Annotated in this window: 22 protein-coding genes and 1 tRNA gene; 11 read left to right on the forward strand and 12 right to left on the reverse strand. The window is 74.1% G+C overall.

The window, feature by feature from the left end:
* Positions 1 to 11: 11 nt before the first annotated feature.
* The 3 genes from EUS26_RS09955 to dnaG form a co-directional block, all read right to left on the reverse strand.
* Positions 12 to 84, reverse strand: a tRNA-Asn gene (locus EUS26_RS09955).
* 56 nt (positions 85 to 140) lie between these two features.
* The gene (locus tag EUS26_RS09960; RefSeq protein ID WP_130013672.1) at positions 141 to 722 is read right to left on the reverse strand and encodes a hypothetical protein; all 582 of its coding nucleotides are present in this window, start codon (positions 720 to 722) and stop codon (positions 141 to 143) included.
* Between the two features lie 5 nt (positions 723 to 727).
* A complete protein-coding gene (dnaG, locus tag EUS26_RS09965; RefSeq protein WP_130013674.1) occupies positions 728 to 2,659 on the reverse strand; it encodes a DNA primase in 1,932 nt (643 codons plus the stop codon).
* A 182-nt stretch (positions 2,660 to 2,841) separates the two neighbouring features.
* Here dnaG and EUS26_RS09970 point away from each other — a divergent pair, with 182 nt between their 5' ends.
* The 3 genes from EUS26_RS09970 to EUS26_RS09980 are packed head-to-tail and all read left to right on the forward strand — an operon-like array spanning position 2,842 to position 6,623.
* Complete coding sequence (locus tag EUS26_RS09970) at positions 2,842 to 4,362, forward strand: MDR family MFS transporter (RefSeq protein WP_238148903.1); 1,521 nt, start codon at positions 2,842 to 2,844, stop codon at positions 4,360 to 4,362.
* Between the two features lie 4 nt (positions 4,363 to 4,366).
* Positions 4,367 to 5,323, forward strand: coding sequence for a non-homologous end-joining DNA ligase (gene ligD / locus EUS26_RS09975; RefSeq protein WP_130013676.1), 957 nt, complete (start codon positions 4,367 to 4,369; stop codon positions 5,321 to 5,323).
* A gap of 55 nt (positions 5,324 to 5,378) precedes the next feature.
* Positions 5,379 to 6,623: a glucose-1-phosphate adenylyltransferase family protein gene (locus EUS26_RS09980; RefSeq protein WP_130013678.1), complete on the forward strand. Its 1,245-nt coding sequence runs from the start codon at positions 5,379 to 5,381 to the stop codon at positions 6,621 to 6,623.
* Between the two features lie 3 nt (positions 6,624 to 6,626).
* Here EUS26_RS09980 and EUS26_RS09985 read toward each other — a convergent pair whose 3' ends face one another.
* The 4 genes from EUS26_RS09985 to EUS26_RS10000 are packed head-to-tail and all read right to left on the reverse strand — an operon-like array spanning position 6,627 to position 9,817.
* Positions 6,627 to 7,718 (reverse strand): hypothetical protein, encoded by a 1,092-nt coding sequence (locus EUS26_RS09985; RefSeq protein WP_130013680.1) that lies wholly within the window; start codon positions 7,716 to 7,718, stop codon positions 6,627 to 6,629.
* A 58-nt stretch (positions 7,719 to 7,776) separates the two neighbouring features.
* Positions 7,777 to 9,051 (reverse strand): deoxyguanosinetriphosphate triphosphohydrolase, encoded by a 1,275-nt coding sequence (locus EUS26_RS09990; protein ID WP_130013682.1) that lies wholly within the window; start codon positions 9,049 to 9,051, stop codon positions 7,777 to 7,779.
* Complete coding sequence (locus tag EUS26_RS09995; protein ID WP_238148904.1) at positions 9,048 to 9,545, reverse strand: hypothetical protein; 498 nt, start codon at positions 9,543 to 9,545, stop codon at positions 9,048 to 9,050. The genes EUS26_RS09990 and EUS26_RS09995 overlap by 4 nt, the downstream gene beginning before the upstream one ends.
* A complete protein-coding gene (locus EUS26_RS10000; RefSeq protein ID WP_130013684.1) occupies positions 9,545 to 9,817 on the reverse strand; it encodes a DUF2277 domain-containing protein in 273 nt (90 codons plus the stop codon). Before EUS26_RS10000 ends, EUS26_RS09995 begins: the two co-directional genes overlap by 1 nt.
* A gap of 60 nt (positions 9,818 to 9,877) precedes the next feature.
* On the opposite strand from EUS26_RS10000, the gene EUS26_RS10005 reads away from it, so the two are divergent.
* Positions 9,878 to 10,759: a sulfurtransferase gene (locus tag EUS26_RS10005; RefSeq protein ID WP_130013686.1), complete on the forward strand. Its 882-nt coding sequence runs from the start codon at positions 9,878 to 9,880 to the stop codon at positions 10,757 to 10,759.
* On the opposite strand, the gene EUS26_RS10010 is transcribed toward EUS26_RS10005, so the two are convergent.
* Together EUS26_RS10010 and dusB are read right to left on the reverse strand one after the other, a co-directional pair.
* The gene (locus EUS26_RS10010; RefSeq protein WP_130013688.1) at positions 10,760 to 11,284 is read right to left on the reverse strand and encodes a type 1 glutamine amidotransferase domain-containing protein; all 525 of its coding nucleotides are present in this window, start codon (positions 11,282 to 11,284) and stop codon (positions 10,760 to 10,762) included.
* A 45-nt stretch (positions 11,285 to 11,329) separates the two neighbouring features.
* The gene (dusB, locus tag EUS26_RS10015; protein WP_130013690.1) at positions 11,330 to 12,547 is read right to left on the reverse strand and encodes a tRNA dihydrouridine synthase DusB; all 1,218 of its coding nucleotides are present in this window, start codon (positions 12,545 to 12,547) and stop codon (positions 11,330 to 11,332) included.
* Positions 12,548 to 12,998: 451 nt separating this feature from the next.
* On the opposite strand from dusB, the gene EUS26_RS10020 reads away from it, so the two are divergent.
* Complete coding sequence (locus tag EUS26_RS10020) at positions 12,999 to 13,607, forward strand: LysE/ArgO family amino acid transporter (RefSeq protein ID WP_130013692.1); 609 nt, start codon at positions 12,999 to 13,001, stop codon at positions 13,605 to 13,607.
* A 63-nt stretch (positions 13,608 to 13,670) separates the two neighbouring features.
* On the opposite strand, the gene EUS26_RS10025 is transcribed toward EUS26_RS10020, so the two are convergent.
* Complete coding sequence (locus tag EUS26_RS10025; RefSeq protein WP_130013694.1) at positions 13,671 to 15,068, reverse strand: glycine--tRNA ligase; 1,398 nt, start codon at positions 15,066 to 15,068, stop codon at positions 13,671 to 13,673.
* A 55-nt stretch (positions 15,069 to 15,123) separates the two neighbouring features.
* On the opposite strand from EUS26_RS10025, the gene EUS26_RS10030 reads away from it, so the two are divergent.
* The 5 genes from EUS26_RS10030 (at position 15,124) to EUS26_RS10050 (ending at position 18,694) form a co-directional block, all read left to right on the forward strand.
* Positions 15,124 to 15,465, forward strand: coding sequence for a DUF6703 family protein (locus tag EUS26_RS10030; protein WP_238148905.1), 342 nt, complete (start codon positions 15,124 to 15,126; stop codon positions 15,463 to 15,465).
* 82 nt (positions 15,466 to 15,547) lie between these two features.
* On the forward strand, positions 15,548 to 16,516 hold the full coding sequence (locus EUS26_RS10035; RefSeq protein WP_130013696.1) for a metal ABC transporter substrate-binding protein: 969 nt from the start codon (positions 15,548 to 15,550) through the stop codon (positions 16,514 to 16,516).
* Positions 16,513 to 17,256 (forward strand): metal ABC transporter ATP-binding protein, encoded by a 744-nt coding sequence (locus EUS26_RS10040; protein WP_130013698.1) that lies wholly within the window; start codon positions 16,513 to 16,515, stop codon positions 17,254 to 17,256. The genes EUS26_RS10035 and EUS26_RS10040 overlap by 4 nt, the downstream gene beginning before the upstream one ends.
* On the forward strand, positions 17,253 to 18,311 hold the full coding sequence (locus EUS26_RS10045) for a metal ABC transporter permease (protein ID WP_130013700.1): 1,059 nt from the start codon (positions 17,253 to 17,255) through the stop codon (positions 18,309 to 18,311). The genes EUS26_RS10040 and EUS26_RS10045 overlap by 4 nt, the downstream gene beginning before the upstream one ends.
* The gene (locus EUS26_RS10050; protein WP_130013702.1) at positions 18,308 to 18,694 is read left to right on the forward strand and encodes a Fur family transcriptional regulator; all 387 of its coding nucleotides are present in this window, start codon (positions 18,308 to 18,310) and stop codon (positions 18,692 to 18,694) included. The genes EUS26_RS10045 and EUS26_RS10050 overlap by 4 nt, the downstream gene beginning before the upstream one ends.
* Positions 18,695 to 18,722: 28 nt before the next feature.
* Here the strand turns inward: EUS26_RS10050 and EUS26_RS10055 are convergent, their stop codons facing one another.
* On the reverse strand, positions 18,723 to 19,505 hold the full coding sequence (locus tag EUS26_RS10055; protein ID WP_130013703.1) for an isoprenyl transferase: 783 nt from the start codon (positions 19,503 to 19,505) through the stop codon (positions 18,723 to 18,725).
* The gene (gene recO, locus EUS26_RS10060; protein ID WP_130013704.1) at positions 19,506 to 20,237 is read right to left on the reverse strand and encodes a DNA repair protein RecO; all 732 of its coding nucleotides are present in this window, start codon (positions 20,235 to 20,237) and stop codon (positions 19,506 to 19,508) included.
* A 96-nt stretch (positions 20,238 to 20,333) separates the two neighbouring features.
* On the opposite strand from recO, the gene EUS26_RS10065 reads away from it, so the two are divergent.
* A complete protein-coding gene (locus tag EUS26_RS10065; protein WP_130013705.1) occupies positions 20,334 to 20,969 on the forward strand; it encodes an alpha-ketoglutarate-dependent dioxygenase AlkB in 636 nt (211 codons plus the stop codon).
* Positions 20,970 to 21,050: the final 81 nt, after the last annotated feature.

Below are 21,050 nucleotides of genomic sequence, written 5' to 3' on the forward strand. Positions count from 1 at the left end.
GGGTGGATGCGCTCCCCCGACTGGACTCGAACCAGTAACCTGCCGGTTAACAGCCGGCTGCTCTGCCAATTGAGCTACAGGGGATCGTGCAGCAGGCACTCTAGCAAGAGCTGGCCCGTCCGCCGAAATCCTCTGCTGCCTCAGCCCATGCGGTCCTCGCGCGGCTGCGGCGGCAGGCCCACCTGGTCGCGCAGGTCCGTGCGCGCGGCACGGACGGCGGCGACGAGCTCGGCGTCCGCCTCCCCCGCGCCACGGCCCCAGAGCACCTGCTCGACCAGCTCCCGGGTCGGCAACACCTTGCGGATCGTCACTCGCGCGCTGCGGCGAGGCCCGAGGTCGACGGCCCGCAGCAGGACCACGCTCGCCGACGTGCGCTCCCGGAAGACCTGGGGCACCAGGCCGGGGCCGGTCCGGCGCTGCAGGACCCACTGGCGGCCGCCCAGCTGGTCGACGAAGGACACCGCGAGCGCCCACAGGTCCGGGTCCCACGCACCGGTGTCGACCTCGTGCCAGGGGCGCTCGACGATCGTCTCCCCGCCCTCGGAGACCTCGAGCAGCCGGAAGGTCGTCAGCACCACCCAGTGGCCGGTGCCGTCCTCCCGCGCGCTGGCGAGCACCCGCTCGCCAGCGCCCAGCCCGGGCCGGGCCGCCTGGGGCAGGTCAGTCGGGTCCTCCTCCGGCTTGGGGGGCTTGCCGCCCGTGCGCGTGCGCCAGAAACGCATCCGTCTCACTCCATCCTGGACCGCAGCCGGGCCCGTTCGCGGTGCAGCTCCATGAGCCGCTCGTCCAGCCGACGCTTGTCCGGGCTGCCCTCCGGCGCCCGGGACTGCTGACCCAGCAGGTCGGCCACCTCCTGCTCGACGCCGGCCAGCCGCACCCGCAGGACCAGCCAGTCGACGAAGGCCTCCCGGGGCAGACCGGTCTCGGTGTCGAGGCGGTCCGGCAGCATCGCCACCGACAGCTCGTGCACCAGCGGGTGGACCGGCGGCGGCGTGCCGGCGAGCACCGCCTCCACCCAACCCCGCACGCTGCGCTGCGCCGCCCCCTGGATGCCCCCGGCCTGGCGCATGGCGTGCCAGACCGCCCGGTGCATCGGGGCGCGCAGCGCCTCGGGCTCCAGCTCGTCCATGTCCTCGGGCACGACGGCCAGGGGGTACTGCAGTGCCACCTGCACCAGCTGGCGCTCGGCGACCTGCACCGGGTCGCGCAGGTCGGGCTGCGGCAGCGTCGGCGCCGCTGGGCCCTCCTCCTGCGGTGAGGAGGGGCGAGCCGTCGGTGCGGCGGGGGCCGGCCTGCTGGCGGCGCGTCCCACCTCGGTGGTCAGGGCGTCCGGGTCGATGCCCATCCACCCGGAGACGTCCCGGATGACCTCGGGCCGCAGGGTGCGGTCCTTGATCTGCGCCAGGATCGGTGCCACGGCCCGCATGGCCTGCACCCGCTGCGCCGCCTCGGACAGGTCGTAGGGCGCCAGGGTCGTGCGGACCGCGAACTCGAACAGCGGGGTCGCGGACGCCACCAGCTCGCGCACCGCCCGGCCCCGCTCCTCCCCCTCGTCGTCCTTCGTCACGATCCACAGGTCGTTCGGGTCCTGCCCGTCGGCGGCGACGGCGACGTAGGACTGCGCCGCCCAGCGCTGGTCCTGCTCGAAGGCCTTCATCGCCGCCTTCTGCCCGGCGGCGTCCCCGTCGAAGGTGAAGATGACCTTGGCCGGGGCCCGGCCCGCCTCGTCGCGCAGGATCCGCCGCAGGATGGAGATGTGGTCGCTGCCGAAGGCGGTGCCGCAGGTGGCCACGGCCGTGCCGACCCCGGCCAGGTGGGCCGCCATCACGTCGGTGTAGCCCTCGACGACCACCGCCGTGCGCTCGGTCGAGATCGCCTTCTTGGCCAGGTCGAGGCCGTACAGCACGCCGGTCTTCTTGTAGATCGGCGTCTCGGAGGTGTTGAGGTACTTCGCCGGGCTCCAGTCGTCGTCGTAGAGCCGCCGCGCCCCGAAGCCCACCGTGTCGCCCGTGATCGCCCGGATCGGCCACAGCACCCGGCCCTGGAAGCGGTCCGAGAGCCCGCGGCCGCGCCGGTTCGCCAGCCCCCCGAGCACCAGCTCCTCCTCGGTGAACCCCTTGAGCCGCAGGTGCGACACCAGCGCGGTGCCCTCGCGCGGGGCATACCCCACCATGAACTGCGTCGCGTGCTCGCCGGTGAACCCCTTGTCGCGCAAGAAGTCCCGGCCCTTGCGCCCCTCGCCCGAGCGCAGCAGCGCCTCGTGGTAGAACTCCTCGGCCACCCGGTGCGCCTCCATCAGGCGGGTCCGCTGCCCGACCGGCGCCTGCTCCCCGCGGCCGCGCCCGCCCGGCCCGCTCTCCTCGTAGCGCAGCGTGATCCCCAGCTTGTCCGCCAGCCGCTCCACCGCCTCGGAGAAGGTGAGGTGGTCGATCTCCATGAGGAAGGAGATGACGTCACCGCCGACCCCGCACCCGAAGCAGTGGTAGCTGCCGACCGCCGTGCGGATCTGGAAGGACGGCGTCTTCTCGTCGTGGAACGGGCACAGACCCTTCATCGCCCCCACCCCGGCGGTGCGCAGGGTGACGTGCTCGCGCACGACCTCCTCGATGGAGGCGCGCTCCTTGACCGCCTTGACGTCCTCGTCCTTGATCCTGGGCACCGACACCTCCTCCGCTCCACGCCGCCTCCCCCGAGTCTAGGTCGCGACGCCGACGCCTCCCGGACCGGCCGGAGACCTGGGGACGACCAGGTATGCCCGTGTCTAGGATGGAATGCGACGGCCCACCGATGAGTTGTCCCGGCCACCGCCGTCCCACCCCCATGACCCGCGAGGAGACCCCTGTGTCGACAGCGCCCGAGCGCACCACCACCGCCGCACCACCGGACGACGCCCGCGTCCGGCTCGTGCTGCGGGTGCTCACGGCGTCGGCGTTCGTCGTCATCCTCAACGAGACGCTCATGCTCAACGCGCTCCCGCCGCTCATGGACGCCTTCGGCGTGGACGCGGGGACCGGTCAGTGGCTCACCACCGGGTTCATGCTCACCATGGCCGTGGTCATCCCCATGACCGGCTGGCTGCTGCAGCGGCTGAGCCTTCGCACCGCCTACCTGCTGGCCATGGGGGTCTTCGTCGCGGGCACGGCCCTGGCCGCCGCAGCACCGACCTTCGAGGTCCTGCTGCTGGCACGTGTCGTGCAGGCCAGCGGCACCGCGGTGATGATGCCGCTCCTCATGACGACGATCATGACCCTGGTGCCGCCGGAGCGGCGCGGCGGCGTGATGGGCAACCTCACGCTGGCCATCTCCGTGGCCCCCGCGATGGGGCCGCCGGTGTCCGGCCTGATCCTGCAGTTCGCCTCGTGGCGCTGGCTGTTCGGCCTGGTCCTGCCGATCGCCGTCCTCATGGCCCTCGCCGGGGGGCGGCTGCTGCGGGGTGACGAGCCCGGCCGTCCCGCACGCCTCGACGTGCTGAGCGCACTGCTCACCGCCCTCGGCTTCGGCGGTCTCGTCTACGGCCTGTCCGCCCTCGGCGAGGGTGCCGCCGGCCCGGTCGGCCCGGCCTGGTCGCTCGGCGTGGGCGTCGGCGCGCTCGCCGTCTTCGTCTGGCGCCAGCTCTCGCTGGCCCGCAAGGACGAGTCCCTCGTCTTCCTCGACCTGCGCGCCCTGCGCATCACCCGGTATGTCGTGCCCCTCGCCCTGCTCTGCCTGGGCTTCATGGCGCTCATCGGGGCGATGCTGCTGCTGCCCATCCTGCTGCAGCAGGTGCGCGGCTTCGGCACCCTGGCCTCCGGCCTCATGCTCATGCCCGGCGGACTCGCCATGGGCCTGCTCGGCCCGACCGTCGGCCGGGTCTACGACCGCGTCGGGCCCCGGCCGCTCGTCATCCCCGGCGGCGTCGGCCTGGTGGCCGGCATGGCCGGGATGGCGCTGCTCGCGGACCAGGTGCCCTGGTGGGGCCTCGTCGGCCTGCACGTCGTCGTGAGCCTGTCGCTGGCCTGCCTCTTCACGCCGTGCTTCACCACCGGCCTCAGCTCGCTGCCTGGGCGGCTCTACTCCCACGGCAGCGCCATGGTCGGCACCGGCCAGCAGGTCGCGGCTGCCGCCGGCACCGCACTGGTCGTCACCGTCATGGAGACCCGGGCCTTCCAGCTCGGCGCCTCGGGGCTCGGCGAGCGGGAGGCCCTGGAGGGTGGCATCGGCACCGCCCTGCTCGTCTCGACCGGGATCGCGGTCTGCGTCCTCGTCCTGAGCCTCTTCGTCCGCCGCGCTCCCCAGGACGTGGACCACGACCGGGAGCCGGCGGCCCCGCACGAGCGCGAGGCCGCGGCGACGGGCACGGCATACCCCGAGCCCGTAGCCTGACCCCATGCCGCCGACCAGCCCGTCCACCGAGCTCGAGGTGGGTGGGCGCACGGTGCGCATCTCCAACCCGGACCGGGTCTACTTCCCCGAGATCGGGCTGACCAAGCTCGACCTGGCGCACTACTACCTGTCGGTCGGCGACGGCATCGTCACCGCGCTGCGGGAGCGCCCCTGCATGATGCACCGCTTCCCCGAGGGGATCACCGGCGAGCGGGTGCACCAGAAGCGGCTGCCGCGCGGGGCGCCGGACTGGATGGAGACGGTGCACGTCACCTTCCCGCGGTGGAACCGCACGGCCGACGAGCTGTGCGTCACCGAGCTGGCCCAGGTGATCTGGTCGGTCCAGATGAGCTGCGTGGAGTTCCACCCGTGGAACAGCCGGCGCGGCCATGTGGAGCAGCCGGACGAGTGGCGCATCGACCTGGACCCTGGCGAGGACTGCGACTTCGCGACCGTGCGGCGGGTCTGCGGCGTCGTGCAGGAGGTGCTGGCCGAGCTCGGCGCGGTGGGATGGCCCAAGACGACCGGCTCGCACGGCATCCACGTCTACGTCCGCGTCCCGCCCGAGCACGGCTTCACCGACGTCCGGCGGGCGGCGCTCGCCTTCGCGCGCGAGGTCGAGCGGCGCACCGACGAGGCGACGACCGTGTGGTGGCGCAAGGACCGGGACCCGCGGCGGGTCTTCGTCGACTTCAACCAGAACGCCCGCGACCACACCATCGCGGCGGCCTACTCCGTCCGGGCGACCCAGGACGCGCGCGTCTCCGCGCCGCTGCGCTGGGAGGAGGTCCCTGACTGCGAGCCGGCCGACTTCACCGTGCGCACCATGCCGGCCCGGTATGCCGAGCTCGGCGACCTCCACGCCGGCATCGACGACCAGCCCTTCGACCTCGCACCCCTGCTGGAGTGGGCCGCCCGGGACGAGGCGGAGGGCGCCGCCACCCCGGACGACCCCGACTGAGGCCGGGCCCCCGTCCGGTCGGCGCCCCGTGGTCATCGGCACTACGGTGTCTGCCGTGACCTCGATCCCTGTCGACCTGCGCACCCTCGCCGTCGTGCAGGCCGGCGGGCAGGGCAGCCGCATGGACGTGCTCACCCGCGAGCGGGCCAAGCCCGCCCTCCCCTTCGCCGCGACCAACGCGCTCATCGACTTCCCGCTGTCGGTGCTGGCCGCCGCCGGTGTCAGCGACGTGTGGGTCTCGGTGCAGTTCCAGTCCAGCTCGCTGGACGGCTACCTCGCGGGGGGCCGGCCGTGGGACCTGGACCGCAACCGTGGCGGCTTCCGCCGGCTGACCCCCGAGGAGGGCACCGGGTCGGCCCACGAGGAGGGCTTCAGCCACGGCAACGCCGACGGCCTCTTCCGGATGCGCGAGGCGATCCGGGTCGCCGACCCGCACGTCCTCATCGTCATGTCCGCCGACCACGTCTTCAACCTCGACCTGCGACCGGTGGTGGCCGAGCACCTGGCCCGCGAGGCCGAGTGCACCCTCGTCACCGCCGAGATCGGCGTCCTGGAGGCCACCCAGAAGGTCGTGGTCGAGCACGACGCCGACGGACAGGTCACCGCCGTCCGCGCCAAGCCGCGGTCCACCGACTCGGGCACCGTGGCGACGGAGATCTTCCTCTACCGGCCGCAGACCCTGCTGGCCGAGCTGGAGCGGCTGCACGCCGAGCTGCAGGCCGCCGCGGACGACGACCGCGACACCGGGCTCGGCGACTTCGGTGAGCACCTGCTGCCCGCCCTGGTGCAGCGGGGCCGCGTCCGGGCCGTCCCCATCACCGGGTACTGGAAGGACGTGGGCCGGCCCCAGGCATACCTGCAGGCCCACCGTGACCTGCTCACCGGCACGGTGGACGTCTTCGGGCACGCCGACCGGCCGGTCCTCGGTCAGACGCTGCCCGGCCCGCCCGGCTGGGTGGGCGAGGAGGGCGAGCTCGTGGACGCCATGGTCGGGCCGGGCTCCCGCGTCCGCGGCCGGGTCGTCCGGTCGGTGCTGGGTCGAGGCGTCCAGGTCCAGGCCGGTGCCCTGGTCGAGGACAGCGTGCTGCTCGACGACGTGCTCGTCGAGGCCGGCGCGCGGGTGCGGACGAGCGTCGTCGACCGGGGGACGCGGGTCGGCCGGGACGCCACCGTCGGCGCCTGCCCGCCCGGCACCCGGCTCACCGACGAGGCCGTGACCCTCGTGGGGCAGGACTGCCGGGTGCGCGGCGGGACCACGGTGGAGCCCGGCGCCCGGCTGGAGCCCGGCAGCACCACGTGAGCGTCAGCCGAAGGCCGGGTAGGGCGGCAGCACCAGGTCGTTCCCCCGCCAGGCCCGACCGGCCCACCCCAGCGCCTCCTCGCACGCGGCCGCGACGTCCGGCAGCTCGTCGGCGCACTCCCGCACCACCCATCGCCAGCGGGCGACGAGCAGGCCCCTGAAGGCCGGGCCGGTGCGACCCTCGGGCGCCATCGTCCGGTCGGCCACGGCACCGTCGAGCAACCACAGGGTCCCTGCGAGCACCCAGAGCGCCACCGCGCCCCGCACCTGCCGCCGCCAGTCCGGGTCGTGCTCGAGGCCGGGGACGGCGCGGGACGCGGCGCGGGTGAAGGCTGCCAGCGTCGCGTCGGTCAGACCCTGAGGCGGGGTGAAGACGCACCAGCAGGTGCTGAACGGCTCGGCCGCGTAGGCCGCCTCGTAGGCCAGGTGGCGCACACCGGTGCCCTCGAGGTCGAGCAGCCGGACGCCGGCCGGGGTGAGCAGCGCGTTGTCCGGGCACGCGTCGCCGGGCCCGAGGACGTGCTTGGTCGCGTCGTGCTGCAGCTCGTCGACCAGGTCACGGGCCTGGGCGGCGGCCGCCCTCCCGGCCCGGACGCCGGCGGTCCCGGCGAGCCGCTCCAGCCCGCGGCGCGGGTACTCCACCTGCCAGCGGCGCTCCTCCACGACCAGTTCGCTCCCCAGGTCGCGGCGGGCCGCCTCCACGCCCGCCCCGCCCGCGACGGCGCCCCCGTGGGCTCCCGCCCAGGCCACGGTATGCCGCCACGCCGCCCCGGGGTCCGCGCCGAGGAGGGCGTCGGCCAGGGTCGGGTGGTGGCCGAGGTCCTCCATGACGACCGTCTGCGAGGTCTCGTCCAGCGCGAGCAGGCACGGGGAGCCGCGCAGGTGGCGGAGCCCGGCGACCTCGCGCCGCCAGCCCATGGCCGCACCCCGGCCCTCGGGACGGGGCAGGAACCGCTTGACGACCACCGAGCCACCCCAGCCGTCCGGTCCGTCGAGGACCGCGCGGCGGTGCACCTCCGAGCGGGCCGAGCCGCCCAGCGGCACCCGCTCCCCCAGGGCGACGCCGTCCGGCAGCCACGCCCCGTGGTCCCTCACCGTGCTGGCCCGCCGACCGGTGGCAGGGCGACGCAGCGACCCGCCGCCCCGGGCGTCGTCACCCGCCCTCCAGGCGGGCGTGGACGGCGAGGGCGCGGGCGTCGGAGAGGCTGGCCACCTGGTCGACGACCGCCCGCAGGAGCTCCACGTCGTCCCCGGCCCGCTGCGCGCGGACCGCGGCCTCGGCGTGGATCGGGTCGAGCCGTGCGACGTCGCCCGCGTAGTGCTCGACGAGCCGGGTGAGGATGCGCTGCTCGCGCTCCATGGTGGCGCGCCGCTCCTCGCTGAGCATGACGAAGTGCGCGGCGACCGCCTTGAGGACGGCGGCCTGCGCCCGCACCCGGTCCGGGACCACGAGGTCCGCCGCGTAGCGGGTCAACGGCCCCGGCCCGTGCCGCTCCCTGGTCGCCAGCTCGACGGTGTGCACGAAGTGCCCGATGAGCCGCGAGGTCATGTCCTTGAGGGCGGCGAGGTCGGCCCGGGTGCCGGTATGGGCGGTGGGGACCCACCCGGTGGCCAGGAGGTCGGCCAGGGCACCGCCCAGCGCGTCCTCGGTGAGGTCGGAGGCGTACCAGTCGCGGGCGAGCGTCGCGACGGTCACCTGGACGTCGTCGTCGCGCAGTGCCCGCGGGTCCACCCGACCCGAGGCGATGGCGTCCTCCACGTCGTGCACGCAGTAGGCGACGTCGTCCGACCAGTCCATGACCTGCGCCTCCAGGCAGCGCCGGCGCGGCGCGTCGGCCGGGGCGTCCGCGCGGACCCAGGCGAAGACGTCACGGTCGTCGTCGTAGACGCCGAACTTGCCGGCGCCCGCCTCCGCCGGCCCGTCGCCGCGCGCCCAGGGGTACTTCGTCGCCGCGTCCAGGCTGGCCCGGGTGAGGTTGAGCCCGGCCGGCCGCCCGTCGTCGTGGCTGCGCTTGGCCTCCAGGCGGGTCAGCACCCGCAGGGTCTGCGCGTTGCCCTCGAAGCCGCCGGCGGGCGCCGCCAGCTCGTCCAGCACCGCCTCCCCGTTGTGCCCGAACGGCGGGTGGCCGATGTCGTGCGCCAGGCAGGCGGTGTCGACGACGTCGGCGTCGCACCCGAGGGCAGCGCCGAACTCGCGGCCGATCTGGGCGACCTCCAGGGAGTGGGTCAGCCGGTTGCGGACGAAGTCGTCGGTCGTGGGCGCCAGCACCTGGGTGGTCGCCGCCAGCCGCCGCAGCGCCGCGGAGTGCACCACGCGCGCCCGGTCCCGGGCGAAGTCCTGCCGGTCTGACCGCTTCTGCGCCGGGTCCTCGGCCACCCATCGTTCGCGCGCGGAGGCGGCATACTCACCGGTCGGCTGGACGGTCACACCGCCGAGGGTATGCGGTGGCGCCGGCGCACGACGTCGCGCACCTGCCGCGCGCCCTGCGCGAGCACCGGACCGACCGGTCGCGTCGGGACGTCGCGGTAGCCCCCGCGCTCGAGCCCGGCGTGCCGCTCGAAGACGCTGCGGGCCGCCCGGTCGCCGGTCCGCAGCCAGGACCAGCCCATGGAGGCGAGGTAGAGCGGCAGGAACGGCAGCCCCAGGCAGGCCGCCCACTGCCGGGAGTGGGTGAGCTCGTGGTCCAGCAGCCCGGGCCGCAGCGCCGCCAGCCGGTCGAGGTCGTGCCGGGAGATGACCACGTCACCGATGGTGAACGCGCCCGCGACCGGGAAGGACCAGCGGTAGTGGTCGGCGAGGTAGCAGCGGGAGGGGCCGCGCCGGACCCTGGCCCCGCCCAGGGCGGCGACGGTCAGCCCCAGCGGTGTCGACAGGTTCACCCAGTTGAGCAGGTGCCGTCGACGGTCCGCCCGGGTGGCCATCAGGTGGTGGCGTAGCGCTGGGCCGCGCGGGCCCGGGCCTTGGCCGCCTCGGTCTCCCGGTCCTTGGGCGGCGCGGTCGTCACCAGCGCGTCGAGCAGGTCCTGCGTGGCCCGGGTGATCTCGGCGACGGCCACGGCGTAGGCCTGCTCGTTGGCCTTGGACGGCTTGCTGGCACCGCCCACCTTGCGGACGTACTGCAGCGCGGCGGCCTGAACCTCCGAGCGGGTGGCCGGGGGCTCGAAGTTGTGGAGCTGGCGGATGTTGCGGCACATGGGACTCACTGTGCCACGTCCGGGGCGAGCCTGTCCGGCGTCGGCGCTAGGGTGCCCGGCATGGGCACCCAGACCTTTCCCCCTGCCGGTCCGCTGGTCACCGTCGACGAGGTGCAGGCGGCGCTCGTCGGCCCGCCGGGGGCGCGACCCGTCCTGGTCGACGTGCGCTGGGCCCTGGGGTCCGACGCCGAGGCCAACCGGGCGGCATACCGGGAGGGGCACCTGCCCGGCGCGGTGTTCCTGGACCTGGAGTCGGCGCTGTCCGGTCCGGTGAGCCCCGGGGGCGAGGGCGGACGGCACCCCATGCCGTCGCGGGAGACCGTCGAGCAGGGCCTGCGTGACGTGGGGGTGGAGGCGGCGCGACCGGTGGTGTTCTACGACGCAGGGCCGGGCCTGGCGGCCGCCCGGGCGTGGTGGGTGTCGGCCTACTACGGCCTCGACGGCGGCCGTGTCCTCGACGGCGGCCTCGCCGCCTGGGCGACTGCCGGGCTGCCCACGCCGGCGGGCCCGGTGGACACCGAGCCGGGCGACGTGGTGCTGCAGGACGAGGGAGCCGGGCGCGAGCTTCTCGACGCCGAGGCGCTGACCCAGCACCTGGACGCCGGCGGACAGGTGCTCGACGCACGTCCCGCGGACCGCTACCGGGGCGAGAACGAGACGATCGACCCGGTCGCCGGGCACGTGCCCGGGGCGCTGAGCCTGCCGGCCCTGTCGCTGGTCGGACCGGATTCCCGGTTCGTCGACGCCGAGCACGTCGTCCAGGCGCTGACCGCCGCCGGCGGGCGCACGGACCTGGCCACCGCCGTCTACTGCGGGTCCGGGGTGCAGGCCGCGCACCTCGCGCTGGCGCTGGAGGCCCGGGGGGTGGGCCCCCGCCCGGCGGTCTACGTCGGCTCGTGGAGCGACTGGGTCAGCGACCCCCGCCGGGCGGTGGACCGGTGATCAGCCCCCGATCGCGCTGACCATCTCGCGGTTGAACGCGGGCAGGTCGTCCGGCGTGCGGCTGGAGACCAGCCGCCCGTCGACGACGACCTCCTCGTCCTTCCAGGTGACACCCGCGTTGCGCAGGTCGGTCTGCAGCGACGGGAAGGACGTCATCGTGCGGCCCTGGAGGACGCCCGCGTCGGTGAGGATCCACGCCCCGTGGCAGATGACCGACACCGGCTTGTCCTGCTCGCCGAAGTGGCGGGCGAAGGCCACGGCGTCGTCGTTCATCCGGAGGTTGTCCGCGTTGCCGACACCCCCGGGCAGCACGAGCGCGTCGTAGGAGGCGGGGTCGGCGTCCGTGACGACGAGGTCGACGTCCTGGGTGTGTCCGTTCTTGCCGGTCACGGAGCCGGCCTCGAGGGAGATGAGGTGGGCGGTGCCACCGGCCTCGACGACGGCGTCCCACGGGCTCGTGAGCTCGCTGTCCTCGAAGTCGTCGGTGAGCAGGAAGGCTACGGTCTTTCCATCAAGAGATGCCATGTGCTCCACGGTAGGAGCCACGGACGGCGGATGCACGGCGAGCCGTCAGCCGCCGCTGACCGACAGCTCGGCCTGGGCCACGGCCGCCTGCTGCTCGCCGTCCAGGTGCCGGCCCTCGAGCCAGCGGTCCGGCAGTGCCACGACCCGCGGTGAGCCGGCCCGCCCCCGCTGCCCCTCGGCGGCCTCCCCGGGCCACGGCTGGTCGAGGTCGAGGGTCCCGATGAGACGGTCGAGGTCGGCGAGGGTGTGCACGAGCCCGAGCTGGTGCCGCAGCTCGCCTCCGACCCGGAAGCCCTTGGTGTACCAGGCGATGTGCTTGCGGATGTCGCGGCAGCCGTGCCCCTCGTCCCCGTGGAACTCGGCGAGCAGCTCGGCGTGGCGCCGCAGCACCCGGCACACCTCGCGCAGGGTCGGCTCGACGCGCACCGAGGAGCCCGCGAAGGCCGCCGCGAGGTCGGTGAACAGCCACGGTCGCCCGAGGCAGCCGCGCCCGACGACCACCCCGTCGCAGCCGGTGCGCTCGACCATGGCCAGCGCGTCCTCGGCCGACCAGATGTCGCCGTTGCCGAGCACCGGGATGGAGGTCACCGCGGCCTTGAGCTCGGCGATCCGGGCCCAGTCCGCCTGCCCCGAGTAGGCCTGGGCGGCCGTGCGGGCGTGCAGCGCCACCGCGGCCGCCCCCTCCTGCTCCGCGGTGCGGCCGGCGTCCAGGAAGGTCTCGTGGTCCTCGTCGATGCCCACCCGCATCTTCACCGTCACCGGGATCCCGGCCGGGCTCGCCTCGCGGACCGCCGCGCGGACGATCCCGCGGAACAGCTCGCTCTTCCACGGCAGCGCCGCACCACCGCCCTTGCGGGTGACCTTGGGCACCGGGCAGCCGAAGTTGAGGTCGACGTGGTCGGCCCGGTCCTCCTCGACGACCATCCGGACGGCCGCCCCGACCGTGGCCGGGTCGACGCCGTAGAGCTGGATGGAGCGCGGGGACTCCCCCGGGTCGTGCTCGATGAGCTTCATCGAGACCGGGGTGCGCTCGACGAGCGCCCGCGAGGTGATCATCTCGCTGACGTAGAGGCAGTCCGCGCCCTTCGCCGACCCGGCCGCCGCCAGCCCCTCCTGGCCGTACTCCCGGCACAGCCGCCGGAACGCGCGGTTGGTGATGCCGGCCATCGGCGCGAGCACCACCGGGGAGTCGATGGTGTGCGGGCCGATCTGCAGGGGCGGCAGGACGGGGGCGGTGGTCGGGACTGGGGCGGTGGTCGTCATGGCGCACCCATTGTCCCACCGCCGGCGCCCCTCGACGGCCCGCGGGACGCCGGTGCCGGCGACGTCGCCGCCTGCTCGGTGACGCAGCGGGTGAGAACGTCCAGGCCGGGGGGTCGACCTCGCGGCGGGCCCACCGTCGGGAGACACGGTGCTGCATCCGGTCGCGCTCGTCGAAGCGGACGACCGGAGCCGTGTCGAGGGCGTCGGCGCGCAGCCCGTCGGCGAACCACCTGCGGTGGAAGGCGGGGGTGCAGGCCGCGACGTAGCGCACCCGGTGCCGGGCTGCAGGATGCCGCGGGTGTCGGGCACCAGCTCGGCCAGCGCGTCCCCGACGAGGACCTCCCACTGCCCGGCCAGCCGGAGCAGCACCTCGCCCGCCGGGGTCGCGCGGACCAGCTTGGTGCGGGTGACGACGACGCGGCTGGCGCGGCGTCGACATACCGTGGTGGGCGTGCCCCTCCCCCTCGTCGCCACCGGCCTGCTCACCGGCCTCGCCCTCATCGCCGCCGTCGGTGCGCAGAACGCCTACCTGCTGCGCCAGGGCCTGCGCCGCCAGCACGTCGGGGCGCTCGTGACGCTGTGCGCCGCCTCCGACGTGGTGCTCATCGGGCTCGCCGTCCTGGGGGTGGGAGCAGCGGTCGAGCAGTGGCCGGCGTTCCTCACCGTCGCGCGGTGGGGCGGCGGGCTGTTCGTCATCGGCTACGGCCTGCACGTGGGCTGGCGGGCGCTGCGCCCCGGCGAGAGCCTGGTGGCCGGAGGGGGCGGGCGGGTGTCGCTACGCCGCGCGCTGACCACCATGGCCGCCCTGACCTGGCTGAACCCGCACCTCTACCTCGACATCATCGTGCTCGGGTCCATCGCCAACACCCACGGCCCGCAGGACCGGTGGTGGTACTACGCCGGGCTCGTGGCGGCGAGCGTGCTGTGGTTCAGCGCGCTCGGCTTCGGCTCCCGCAGCCTGGCGCCCCTGCTGGCCCGGCCGCGGGCCTGGCAGGTCCTGGACGCGCTCATCGCCCTGGTCATGCTGGGCCTGGGCGTCGCCCTGCTCGCCGGCGGCTGAGGCCTGCCCCGGCTCCCGGCGCAGGGGACCGGCGCGGCGGCTGTCGGCCCGACCGCGCTCCGGTCAGCAGCCGACGAGACGCTGCGCGAGGTAGGACTCCACCTGGTCCAGCGAGACCCGCTCCTGGCCCATCGAGTCGCGGTCGCGGATGGTCACCGCGTGGTCCTCGAGGGTGTCGAAGTCCACCGTGACGCAGTAGGGGGTACCGATCTCGTCCTGGCGGCGGTAGCGCTTGCCGATCGCCCCGGCGTCGTCGACGTCCACCATCCAGTGCTGGCGCAGCCGGGCGGCGAGGTCCTTCGCCTTCGGGGTGAGGTCGGCGTTGCGCGACAGCGGCAGCACGGCCACCTTGACGGGCGCCAGGCGCGGGTCGAGGCGCAGGACGACGCGCTTGTCCACGCCGCCCTTGGTGTTGGGCGCCTCGTCCTCGGCGTAGGCGTCGACGAGGAAGGTCATGAGCGAGCGGGACAGGCCGGCCGCCGGCTCGATGACGTAGGGCACGTAGCGCTCCCCGCTGGCCTGGTCGAAGTAGGACAGCTCCTGGCCCGAGTGCTCGCTGTGGGTGGACAGGTCGAAGTCGGTCCGGTTCGCGATGCCCTCGAGCTCGCCCCACTCGCTGCCGGCGAAGTTGAAGCGGTACTCGATGTCGACGGTGCGCTTGGAGTAGTGCGACAGCTTCTCGGCCGGGTGCTCGAAGTGGCGCAGGTTGTCGGGGTCGATGCCCAGGTCGGTGTACCAGCGGGTGCGCTCGTCGATCCAGTACTGGTGCCAGTCCTCGTCCTCCCCCGGCTTGACGAAGAACTCCATCTCCATCTGCTCGAACTCACGGGTGCGGAAGATGAAGTTGCCCGGCGTGATCTCGTTGCGGAACGACTTGCCGGTCTGCGCGATGCCGAACGGCGGCTTCTTGCGCGACGTGCCGAGGACGTTGGCGAAGTTGACGAAGATGCCCTGCGCGGTCTCCGGGCGCAGGTAGTGCAGACCGGACTCGTCCTCGATGACCCCGAGGTAGGTCTTGAGCATCATGTTGAACTCGCGCGGGGCCGTCCACGCCTTGTTGCCGCAGTTGGGGCAGGTGATGTCCTCCAGCGGCACGTCGTCGGGGTCGATCTCCTTGCCCTTGCGCGCCGCCTTCTCCGCCACCGCCTCCTGCATGTGGTCGACCCGGAAGCGCTTGTGGCACGACTGGCACTCGGTGAGCGGGTCGGAGAACTCCCCGACGTGGCCGGAGGCGACCCAGGTCTGCCGGGGCAGGATGATCGAGGAGTCCAGGCCGACGACGTCGTCGCGGGTCTGCACCATGGAGCGCCACCACTGCCGCTTGATGTTCTCCTTGAGGGCCACGCCCAGGGGGCCGTAGTCCCAGGCCGAGCGGGTGCCTCCGTAGATGTCTCCCGACGGGAACACGAAGCCTCGACGCTTGCACAGGGACACGACGGTATCGACGGTGGAGGGAGCCATGCGCCCAGTCTAAGCGGCGTGCGGAGGGCCTCCGGACGAGGATTAGGCTGGCCCGGTGAGCACCAGCGAGCCCTCCCCCGACCGCGGGTCACCGTCCGCCGCACCGGGTCCCGGACCGGTGCGCAGCGCCGTGGAACGGGCCAGCCAGCCGGCCCTCCTGCAGCTGGCGAAGCTCCCGGTGTGGCTGCCCTTCCTGGCCCTCCTGCTGCTCATCCTCGGTGGTGGCCTCCTCGGCGGGGTGGTGGGCTGGGTCCTCGTGGCCGTGGCCCTGGCCTTCGTCGGCTGGCTGCTCTACCTCTCCTGGCCCCGGCTCACCGGCGTCGAGCGCCTCATGCGGGTGGCGGTCCTGCTGCTCTTCCTCGCCATCACCGTCGTCCAGCTCGTCCCCCGCGGCTGACCGGCGCCGGGGCCGCGCGTCGGCCCCGGCGGCTCGTGAGCAGCGTTTTGACAATCATTCTCATTCTGCTGACACTGGTGGTATGCCCGCACTGCGCACCCCCGTCGTCCTCGCCTCCTCCCTCGCCCTGGTCCTCGGGGCGTGCGGCTCGACGTCGGAGAGCAGCGGGGGTGACGGGACCGGCGGGTCGGGCGGGGACGCCGCCGTCGAGGTGGTCGCCAGCTTCTACCCGCTGGAGTACCTCGTCGAGCGGATCGCCGGGGACCGCGCCGAGCTGAGCGTCCTCACCGGTCCGGGCGCGGACCCGCACGACGCCGAGCTGAGCCCGCGGGCGGTCGGGTCGGTGGGCAGCGCCGACCTGGTCGTCTACTCCTCCGGCCTCCAGCCTCCCGTCGACGACGCGGTCGCCGGGCAGGCCCCCGACAGCTCCCTCGACGTCACCCCGGTGGCCGACCTCATGGACGCCGACGAGAGCGCCGAGGAGCACGAGGAGCACGCCGACGAGGAGGGCGAGGCCCACGACCACGGGGGCGAGGACCCCCACTTCTGGCTGGACACCCAGCGCTACGGCGACGTCGCCGAGGCGATCGCCGAGCGGCTCGCGCAGATCGACCCCGAGGGCGCGGACGGCTACGAGGCCAACGCCGCCGACGTCGTCGCCGACCTGGAGGCGCTGGACGAGGAGTACGCCGCGGGTCTCGCCCGGTGCGAGAGCCGCGACCTGGTCACCTCGCACGAGGCGTTCGGCTACATCGCGGCTCGCTACGACCTGCACCAGCACGGCATCACGGGCATCTCGCCCGAGTCCGAGCCCTCCCCCGCCCGGCTGGCCGAGGTCAGCGCCCAGGTCGAGCAGCTCGGGGTCGACACGGTCTTCGCCGAGCCGCTCGTCGGCGACCAGATCGCCCGCACCGTCGCCCAGGAGACCGGGGTCGAGGTGCTCACCCTGGATCCGGTCGAGAGCCTCACGGAGCAGACGGCGGACCTGGACTACCTCGAGATCATGCGCGCCAACCTGGAGGCCCTGACCGCAGGACTAGGCTGCTCGTGAGCGCCGCCGCACCACCCCCCGTCGTCGACCTGCGGCACGCGAGCTTCGGGCACCAGGGCCGCCCGGTCGTCAGCGACGTGGACCTGACGATCGCCCCGGGGCAGGTCGTCGCCGTGCTGGGGCCGAACGGTTCGGGCAAGACCACGCTGGTCACGGGTCTGCTGGGCCTGTCCGACCACCTGGGCGGGACGGTCGAGGTGCTGGGCACCCCGCTGGCCCGGCTCAAGGACCGGACGCGCATCGGCTACGTGCCGCAGCGGCACACCCTCAGCGGGGGCGTCCGGGCCACCGTCCAGGAGATCGTCGCCACCGGACTCCTCGCGACCCGCCCCTGGTGGCGGCCGACGGGGCCGCCCGACCGGGAGGCGGTCCGTCGGGCGCTCGAGACGGTCGGCCTGGGCGACCGTGCGCGCTTCGACGTCGACACCCTCTCCGGCGGGCAGCAGCGCCGCGTGCTCATCGCCCGCGCCCTCGTCGCGCAGCCCGAGGTGCTCGTCATGGACGAGCCCACGGCAGGCGTCGACGAGGCCAGCCAGGTGGTCCTCGCCGGGGTGCTGCGACGCCTCGCCACCAGCGGCACCACCATGCTCGTCGTCACCCACGAGCTCGGCGCCCTCCGGGGTACCGTGGACCGGGTCGTCACGGTCGACGCCGGGCACCTCGGCTTCGACGGCACGCCGCAGGAGTATGCCGCACACCAGGCCGAGCGCGCTCGCGCCGCCGGACGGGAGGGCGCATGAGCGACATGCTCGCGCTGGACTTCATGCGCAACGCGCTGCTGGCCGCGCTCGTCGTCGGGCTGGCCGCGCCCATGGTCGGCATCTTCCTCGTGCAGCGCCGCCTCTCCCTCGTCGGCGACGGCCTGGGCCACGTGGCGCTGGCCGGCGTGGCGATCGGGGTCGTCACCGACAGCAGCCCGGTATGGACGGCGCTGGTCGCAGCCACCCTGGCCGGCGTGGTGATCGAGCTCATCCGGGCCCGCGGCCGCACCTCCGGGGACGTCGCGCTCGCCCTGATGTTCTACGGCGGTCTGGCGGCCGGAGTCGTCATCATCAACAAGGTCCAGGGGGCCCAGACCGCCAACCTCACCGGCTACCTCTTCGGCTCGATCACCACGACCACCCGCGCCGACGTCGTGGTCTTCGCGGCCCTGTCGGCGGTCATCGTCGTCGTCACCGTGGTGCTGCGGCAGCGCCTCTTCGCCGTGGCCGGTGACGAGGAGTTCGCCCGCGCCTCGGGACTGCCCGTCCTGGCGCTCAACATCGTCCTGGCCGTGCTCACCGCGGTGACCGTGGTCGTCGCGATGCGGGTCATCGGGCTGCTGCTCATCAGTGCGCTCATGATCATCCCCAACGCCGCGGCGCAGCAGCTGTCGGCCAGCTTCCGCTCCGCCACGTGGTGGGCGGTCGGCATCGGCGTGGTCTCCTCGGTGGGCGGGGTCGCGACGAGCTACTACGCCGACACGGCCTCCGGCGGCACGATCGTCCTGCTCGCCATCGCCCTCTTCGCGGTCGCCGTCCTCGGCGGGGTCCTGCGCAAGGCCGTCGCCACCGCACGTCACCGGCGCGCTGAGCGGCACCCGCACGAGCACGGCCTCGAGTGCGGTCACGAGGCCGTCGAGCACGGCGACCACGTCGACTACCTGCACGACGGGCACCGGCACGCCGCGCACGAGGGGCACTACGACGAGCACGCCCCGCCCGAGTACGACGCCGCCGGGACGCGCCCGGGCCGTGGGCGGGGCGACCGGGCCGGACGGCATACCCTGGAGGACCGCGAGGAGGTGACCCGATGACCACGACCCGACGCCCCACCCGCCAGCAGTCGGCGGTGATGGACGCCCTCGGCTCGACGCGGGACTTCACCAGCGCCCAGGACCTGCACGCCCAGCTGCGGGAGTCGGGCGAGAAGGTGGGCCTGGCGACCGTCTACCGCACCCTGTCGAGCCTGGCCGACGCCGGTGACGTCGACGTGCTGCGCACCGGCGAGGGGGAGGCGGTCTACCGCAAGTGCTCCACCGGGCACCACCACCACCTCGTCTGCCGCGCCTGCGGGCGCACCGTGGAGGTCGAGGGCCCCACCGTCGAGCGCTGGACCGACGCCGTCGCCGCCGAGCACGGCTTCAGCGACGTGGCGCACACGCTGGAGATCTTCGGCACCTGCGGCTCCTGCCACTGAGGACAGCCCTGAGGCGGCGGACCGGCGGTCAGGCCGTCGGGGTGTCCACGGCGCCGCCGTAGCGGCGGTCGCGCGCGGCATACTGCTCGACCGCGCGCCACAGGTCGCGCCGGTCGTAGTCGGGCCACAGCACGTCCTGGAAGACCATCTCGGCGTAGGCGCTCTGCCACAGCAGGAAGTTGGACGTGCGCTGTTCCCCCGAGCTGCGGACGAAGAGGTCCACGTCGGGCACCTCGGGGTGGTAGAGGTAGCGCCCGATGGTGCGTTCGTCGACGCCGCGGGGCGACAGGCGACCGGCCTGGACGTCGTCGGCGATGCGCCGGACCGCGTCGCCGATCTCGGCCCGCCCGCCGTAGTTGACGCAGAAGTTGAGGGTGATGACGTCGTTGCCCTGCGTCTGCCGCTGCGCCGACTCGAGCTCGGAGATGACCGACCTCCACAGCCGGGGTCGGCGCCCGGACCAGACGACCCGCACCCCCCAGGAGTCCAGCTCCTCGCGGCGCCGGTGGATGACGGCGCGGTTGAAGCCCATGAGGAAGCGCACCTCGTCGGGGCTGCGCCGCCAGTTCTCGGTCGAGAAGGCGTAGGCGCTGATGCACTGCACCCCGATCTCGATGCCGCCGGCGATGACGTCCAGCAGCGAGGCCTCCCCCGCCTCGTGCCCCTGCGTGCGCGTGAGGCCCCGCTGGTTGGCCCACCGGCCGTTGCCGTCCATGACGATGGCGACGTGCCGCGGGACGAGGTCGCGCGGCACCGGCGGCGGCGTCGCACCCGAGGGGTGGGCGAAGGGCTGCCGGGGTGGGGTGGTCACTCAGGGGGTCCTCTCCAGGTGTCGCAGTGAGCGCACGCCACGCTCCAGGTGCCACTGCAGGTATGCCGCGACCAGCCCGCTCGCCTCGCCGCGGTGCCGGCTCTGGCTGCCGTCGGCGACCCCCCAGTCGCTGGTGAACAGCGCCGCCAGCAGCGCCATGGTCTCCGGTGCCGGTGCGGTCGAGCCGGGCGGACGGCATACCGGGCAGACCGAGCCTCCGGAGGGCACGTGGAACGCGCGGTGCGGCCCGGTCATGCCGCAGCGCGCGCAGTCGACGAAGCTCGCCCGCCAGCCGGCGATCGCCAGCGCCCGCAGCAGGTAGGAGTCGAGCACGAGCCGGGCGTCGTGGTCGCCGGCCGCGAGGGCGGCGAGCCCGCCGGCGAGCAGCCGGAAGTGCTGCAGCGCGGGCGTGCCCTCCTCGGTGAGCTGTTCGCAGGTCTCCAGCATGACGCTGGCCGCGGTCCAGGCCGGGTAGTCCCGGGCGATCGCGTCGCCGTAGGGCGCCAGGCCGTCCGCCTGGGTGATGGTGTCGAGGCTGCGGCCCTCGTAGCACTGGACGTCGACGACCATGCCGGGCTCGAGCCGGGCGCCGAACTTGCTGGAGGTGCGCCGGATGCCCTTGGCCACGGCGCGGATCCGGCCACGCGTGCGCCCCAGCAGGATGACGATGCGGTCGGCCTCACCGAGCTTGTACGTCCGCAGCACGATGGCGGCGTCACGGTAGGTGGGCATACGACCAGTGTCCCACCGCCGACGGCTGCGGGCCGGCATACCGCTCCGACGGGCGGGAGGCGTGCGCGAATCGCACAGGTGTTCTAGAGTGGCGCCATGATGCTGCAGGGATCGCTGCTGGACCAGGTCGACGAGGTCGGCCTGCGCCCCCTGGCCGGCGGTGTGCGCCGCACCACTCTCGACCACGGCGCCTGGGTCGACGTGCGGCCGGGCTGGGTCACCGGGTCCGACGAGCTCTTCTCGCGGCTCGCGCTGGGCGGCCCGGCCGGGGTCGAGTGGCACGGCGAGGAGCGGCAGATGTGGGACCGGCAGGTCACCACGCCGCGGCTGCTGCGCTTCTACGGCGAGCGCGAACCGCTCCCGGACCCGGTGCTGAGCAGCGCCAGGGAGGAGCTGAGCCGCTGGTATGCCGCCGAGCTGGGCGAGCCGTTCGCGACCGCCGGGATGTGCCTCTACCGCGACGGGCGTGACAGCGTGGCGTGGCACGGGGACCGGATCGGCCGGAGCAAGGAGCACGACACGATGGTGGCCATCGTCTCGCTGGGCGCGCCCCGGGCACTGCTGCTGCGGCCCCGGGGCGGCGGCGAGAGCATCCGGCACGTGCTCGGCCACGGTGACCTGCTCGTCATGGGCGGGTCGTGCCAGCGCACATGGGACCACTGCGTCCCCAAGACGTCCGCACCGGTCGGCCCGCGGATCAGCATCCAGTTCCGGCCGCGCGGGGTGCGCTGAGCTCCCGCCCGAGGTCCTGAGCGCACGTCCGGTGCGGGCCGAGCACGCGTCCGGTGAGTGCTGAGCGCGCGTCCGGTGCGG

It is taken from the genome of Serinicoccus sediminis (assembly GCF_004153545.1).
Taxonomy (GTDB): domain Bacteria; phylum Actinomycetota; class Actinomycetes; order Actinomycetales; family Dermatophilaceae; genus Ornithinicoccus; species Ornithinicoccus sediminis_A.

Coding starts and splice junctions, on each gene's coding strand:
- EUS26_RS09960 (WP_130013672.1), bottom strand. CDS start 722: ATGCGTTTCTGGCGCACGCGCACGGGCGGCAAGCCCCCCAAGCCGGAG.
- ligD (WP_130013676.1), top strand. CDS start 4,367: ATGCCGCCGACCAGCCCGTCCACCGAGCTCGAGGTGGGTGGGCGCACG.
- EUS26_RS09995 (WP_238148904.1), bottom strand. CDS start 9,545: ATGGCCACCCGGGCGGACCGTCGACGGCACCTGCTCAACTGGGTGAAC.
- EUS26_RS10000 (WP_130013684.1), bottom strand. CDS start 9,817: ATGTGCCGCAACATCCGCCAGCTCCACAACTTCGAGCCCCCGGCCACC.
- EUS26_RS10005 (WP_130013686.1), top strand. CDS start 9,878: ATGGGCACCCAGACCTTTCCCCCTGCCGGTCCGCTGGTCACCGTCGAC.
- EUS26_RS10010 (WP_130013688.1), bottom strand. CDS start 11,284: ATGGCATCTCTTGATGGAAAGACCGTAGCCTTCCTGCTCACCGACGAC.
- dusB (WP_130013690.1), bottom strand. CDS start 12,547: ATGACGACCACCGCCCCAGTCCCGACCACCGCCCCCGTCCTGCCGCCC.
- EUS26_RS10025 (WP_130013694.1), bottom strand. CDS start 15,068: ATGGCTCCCTCCACCGTCGATACCGTCGTGTCCCTGTGCAAGCGTCGA.
- EUS26_RS10035 (WP_130013696.1), top strand. CDS start 15,548: ATGCCCGCACTGCGCACCCCCGTCGTCCTCGCCTCCTCCCTCGCCCTG.
- EUS26_RS10045 (WP_130013700.1), top strand. CDS start 17,253: ATGAGCGACATGCTCGCGCTGGACTTCATGCGCAACGCGCTGCTGGCC.
- EUS26_RS10050 (WP_130013702.1), top strand. CDS start 18,308: ATGACCACGACCCGACGCCCCACCCGCCAGCAGTCGGCGGTGATGGAC.
- recO (WP_130013704.1), bottom strand. CDS start 20,237: ATGCCCACCTACCGTGACGCCGCCATCGTGCTGCGGACGTACAAGCTC.
- EUS26_RS10065 (WP_130013705.1), top strand. CDS start 20,334: ATGATGCTGCAGGGATCGCTGCTGGACCAGGTCGACGAGGTCGGCCTG.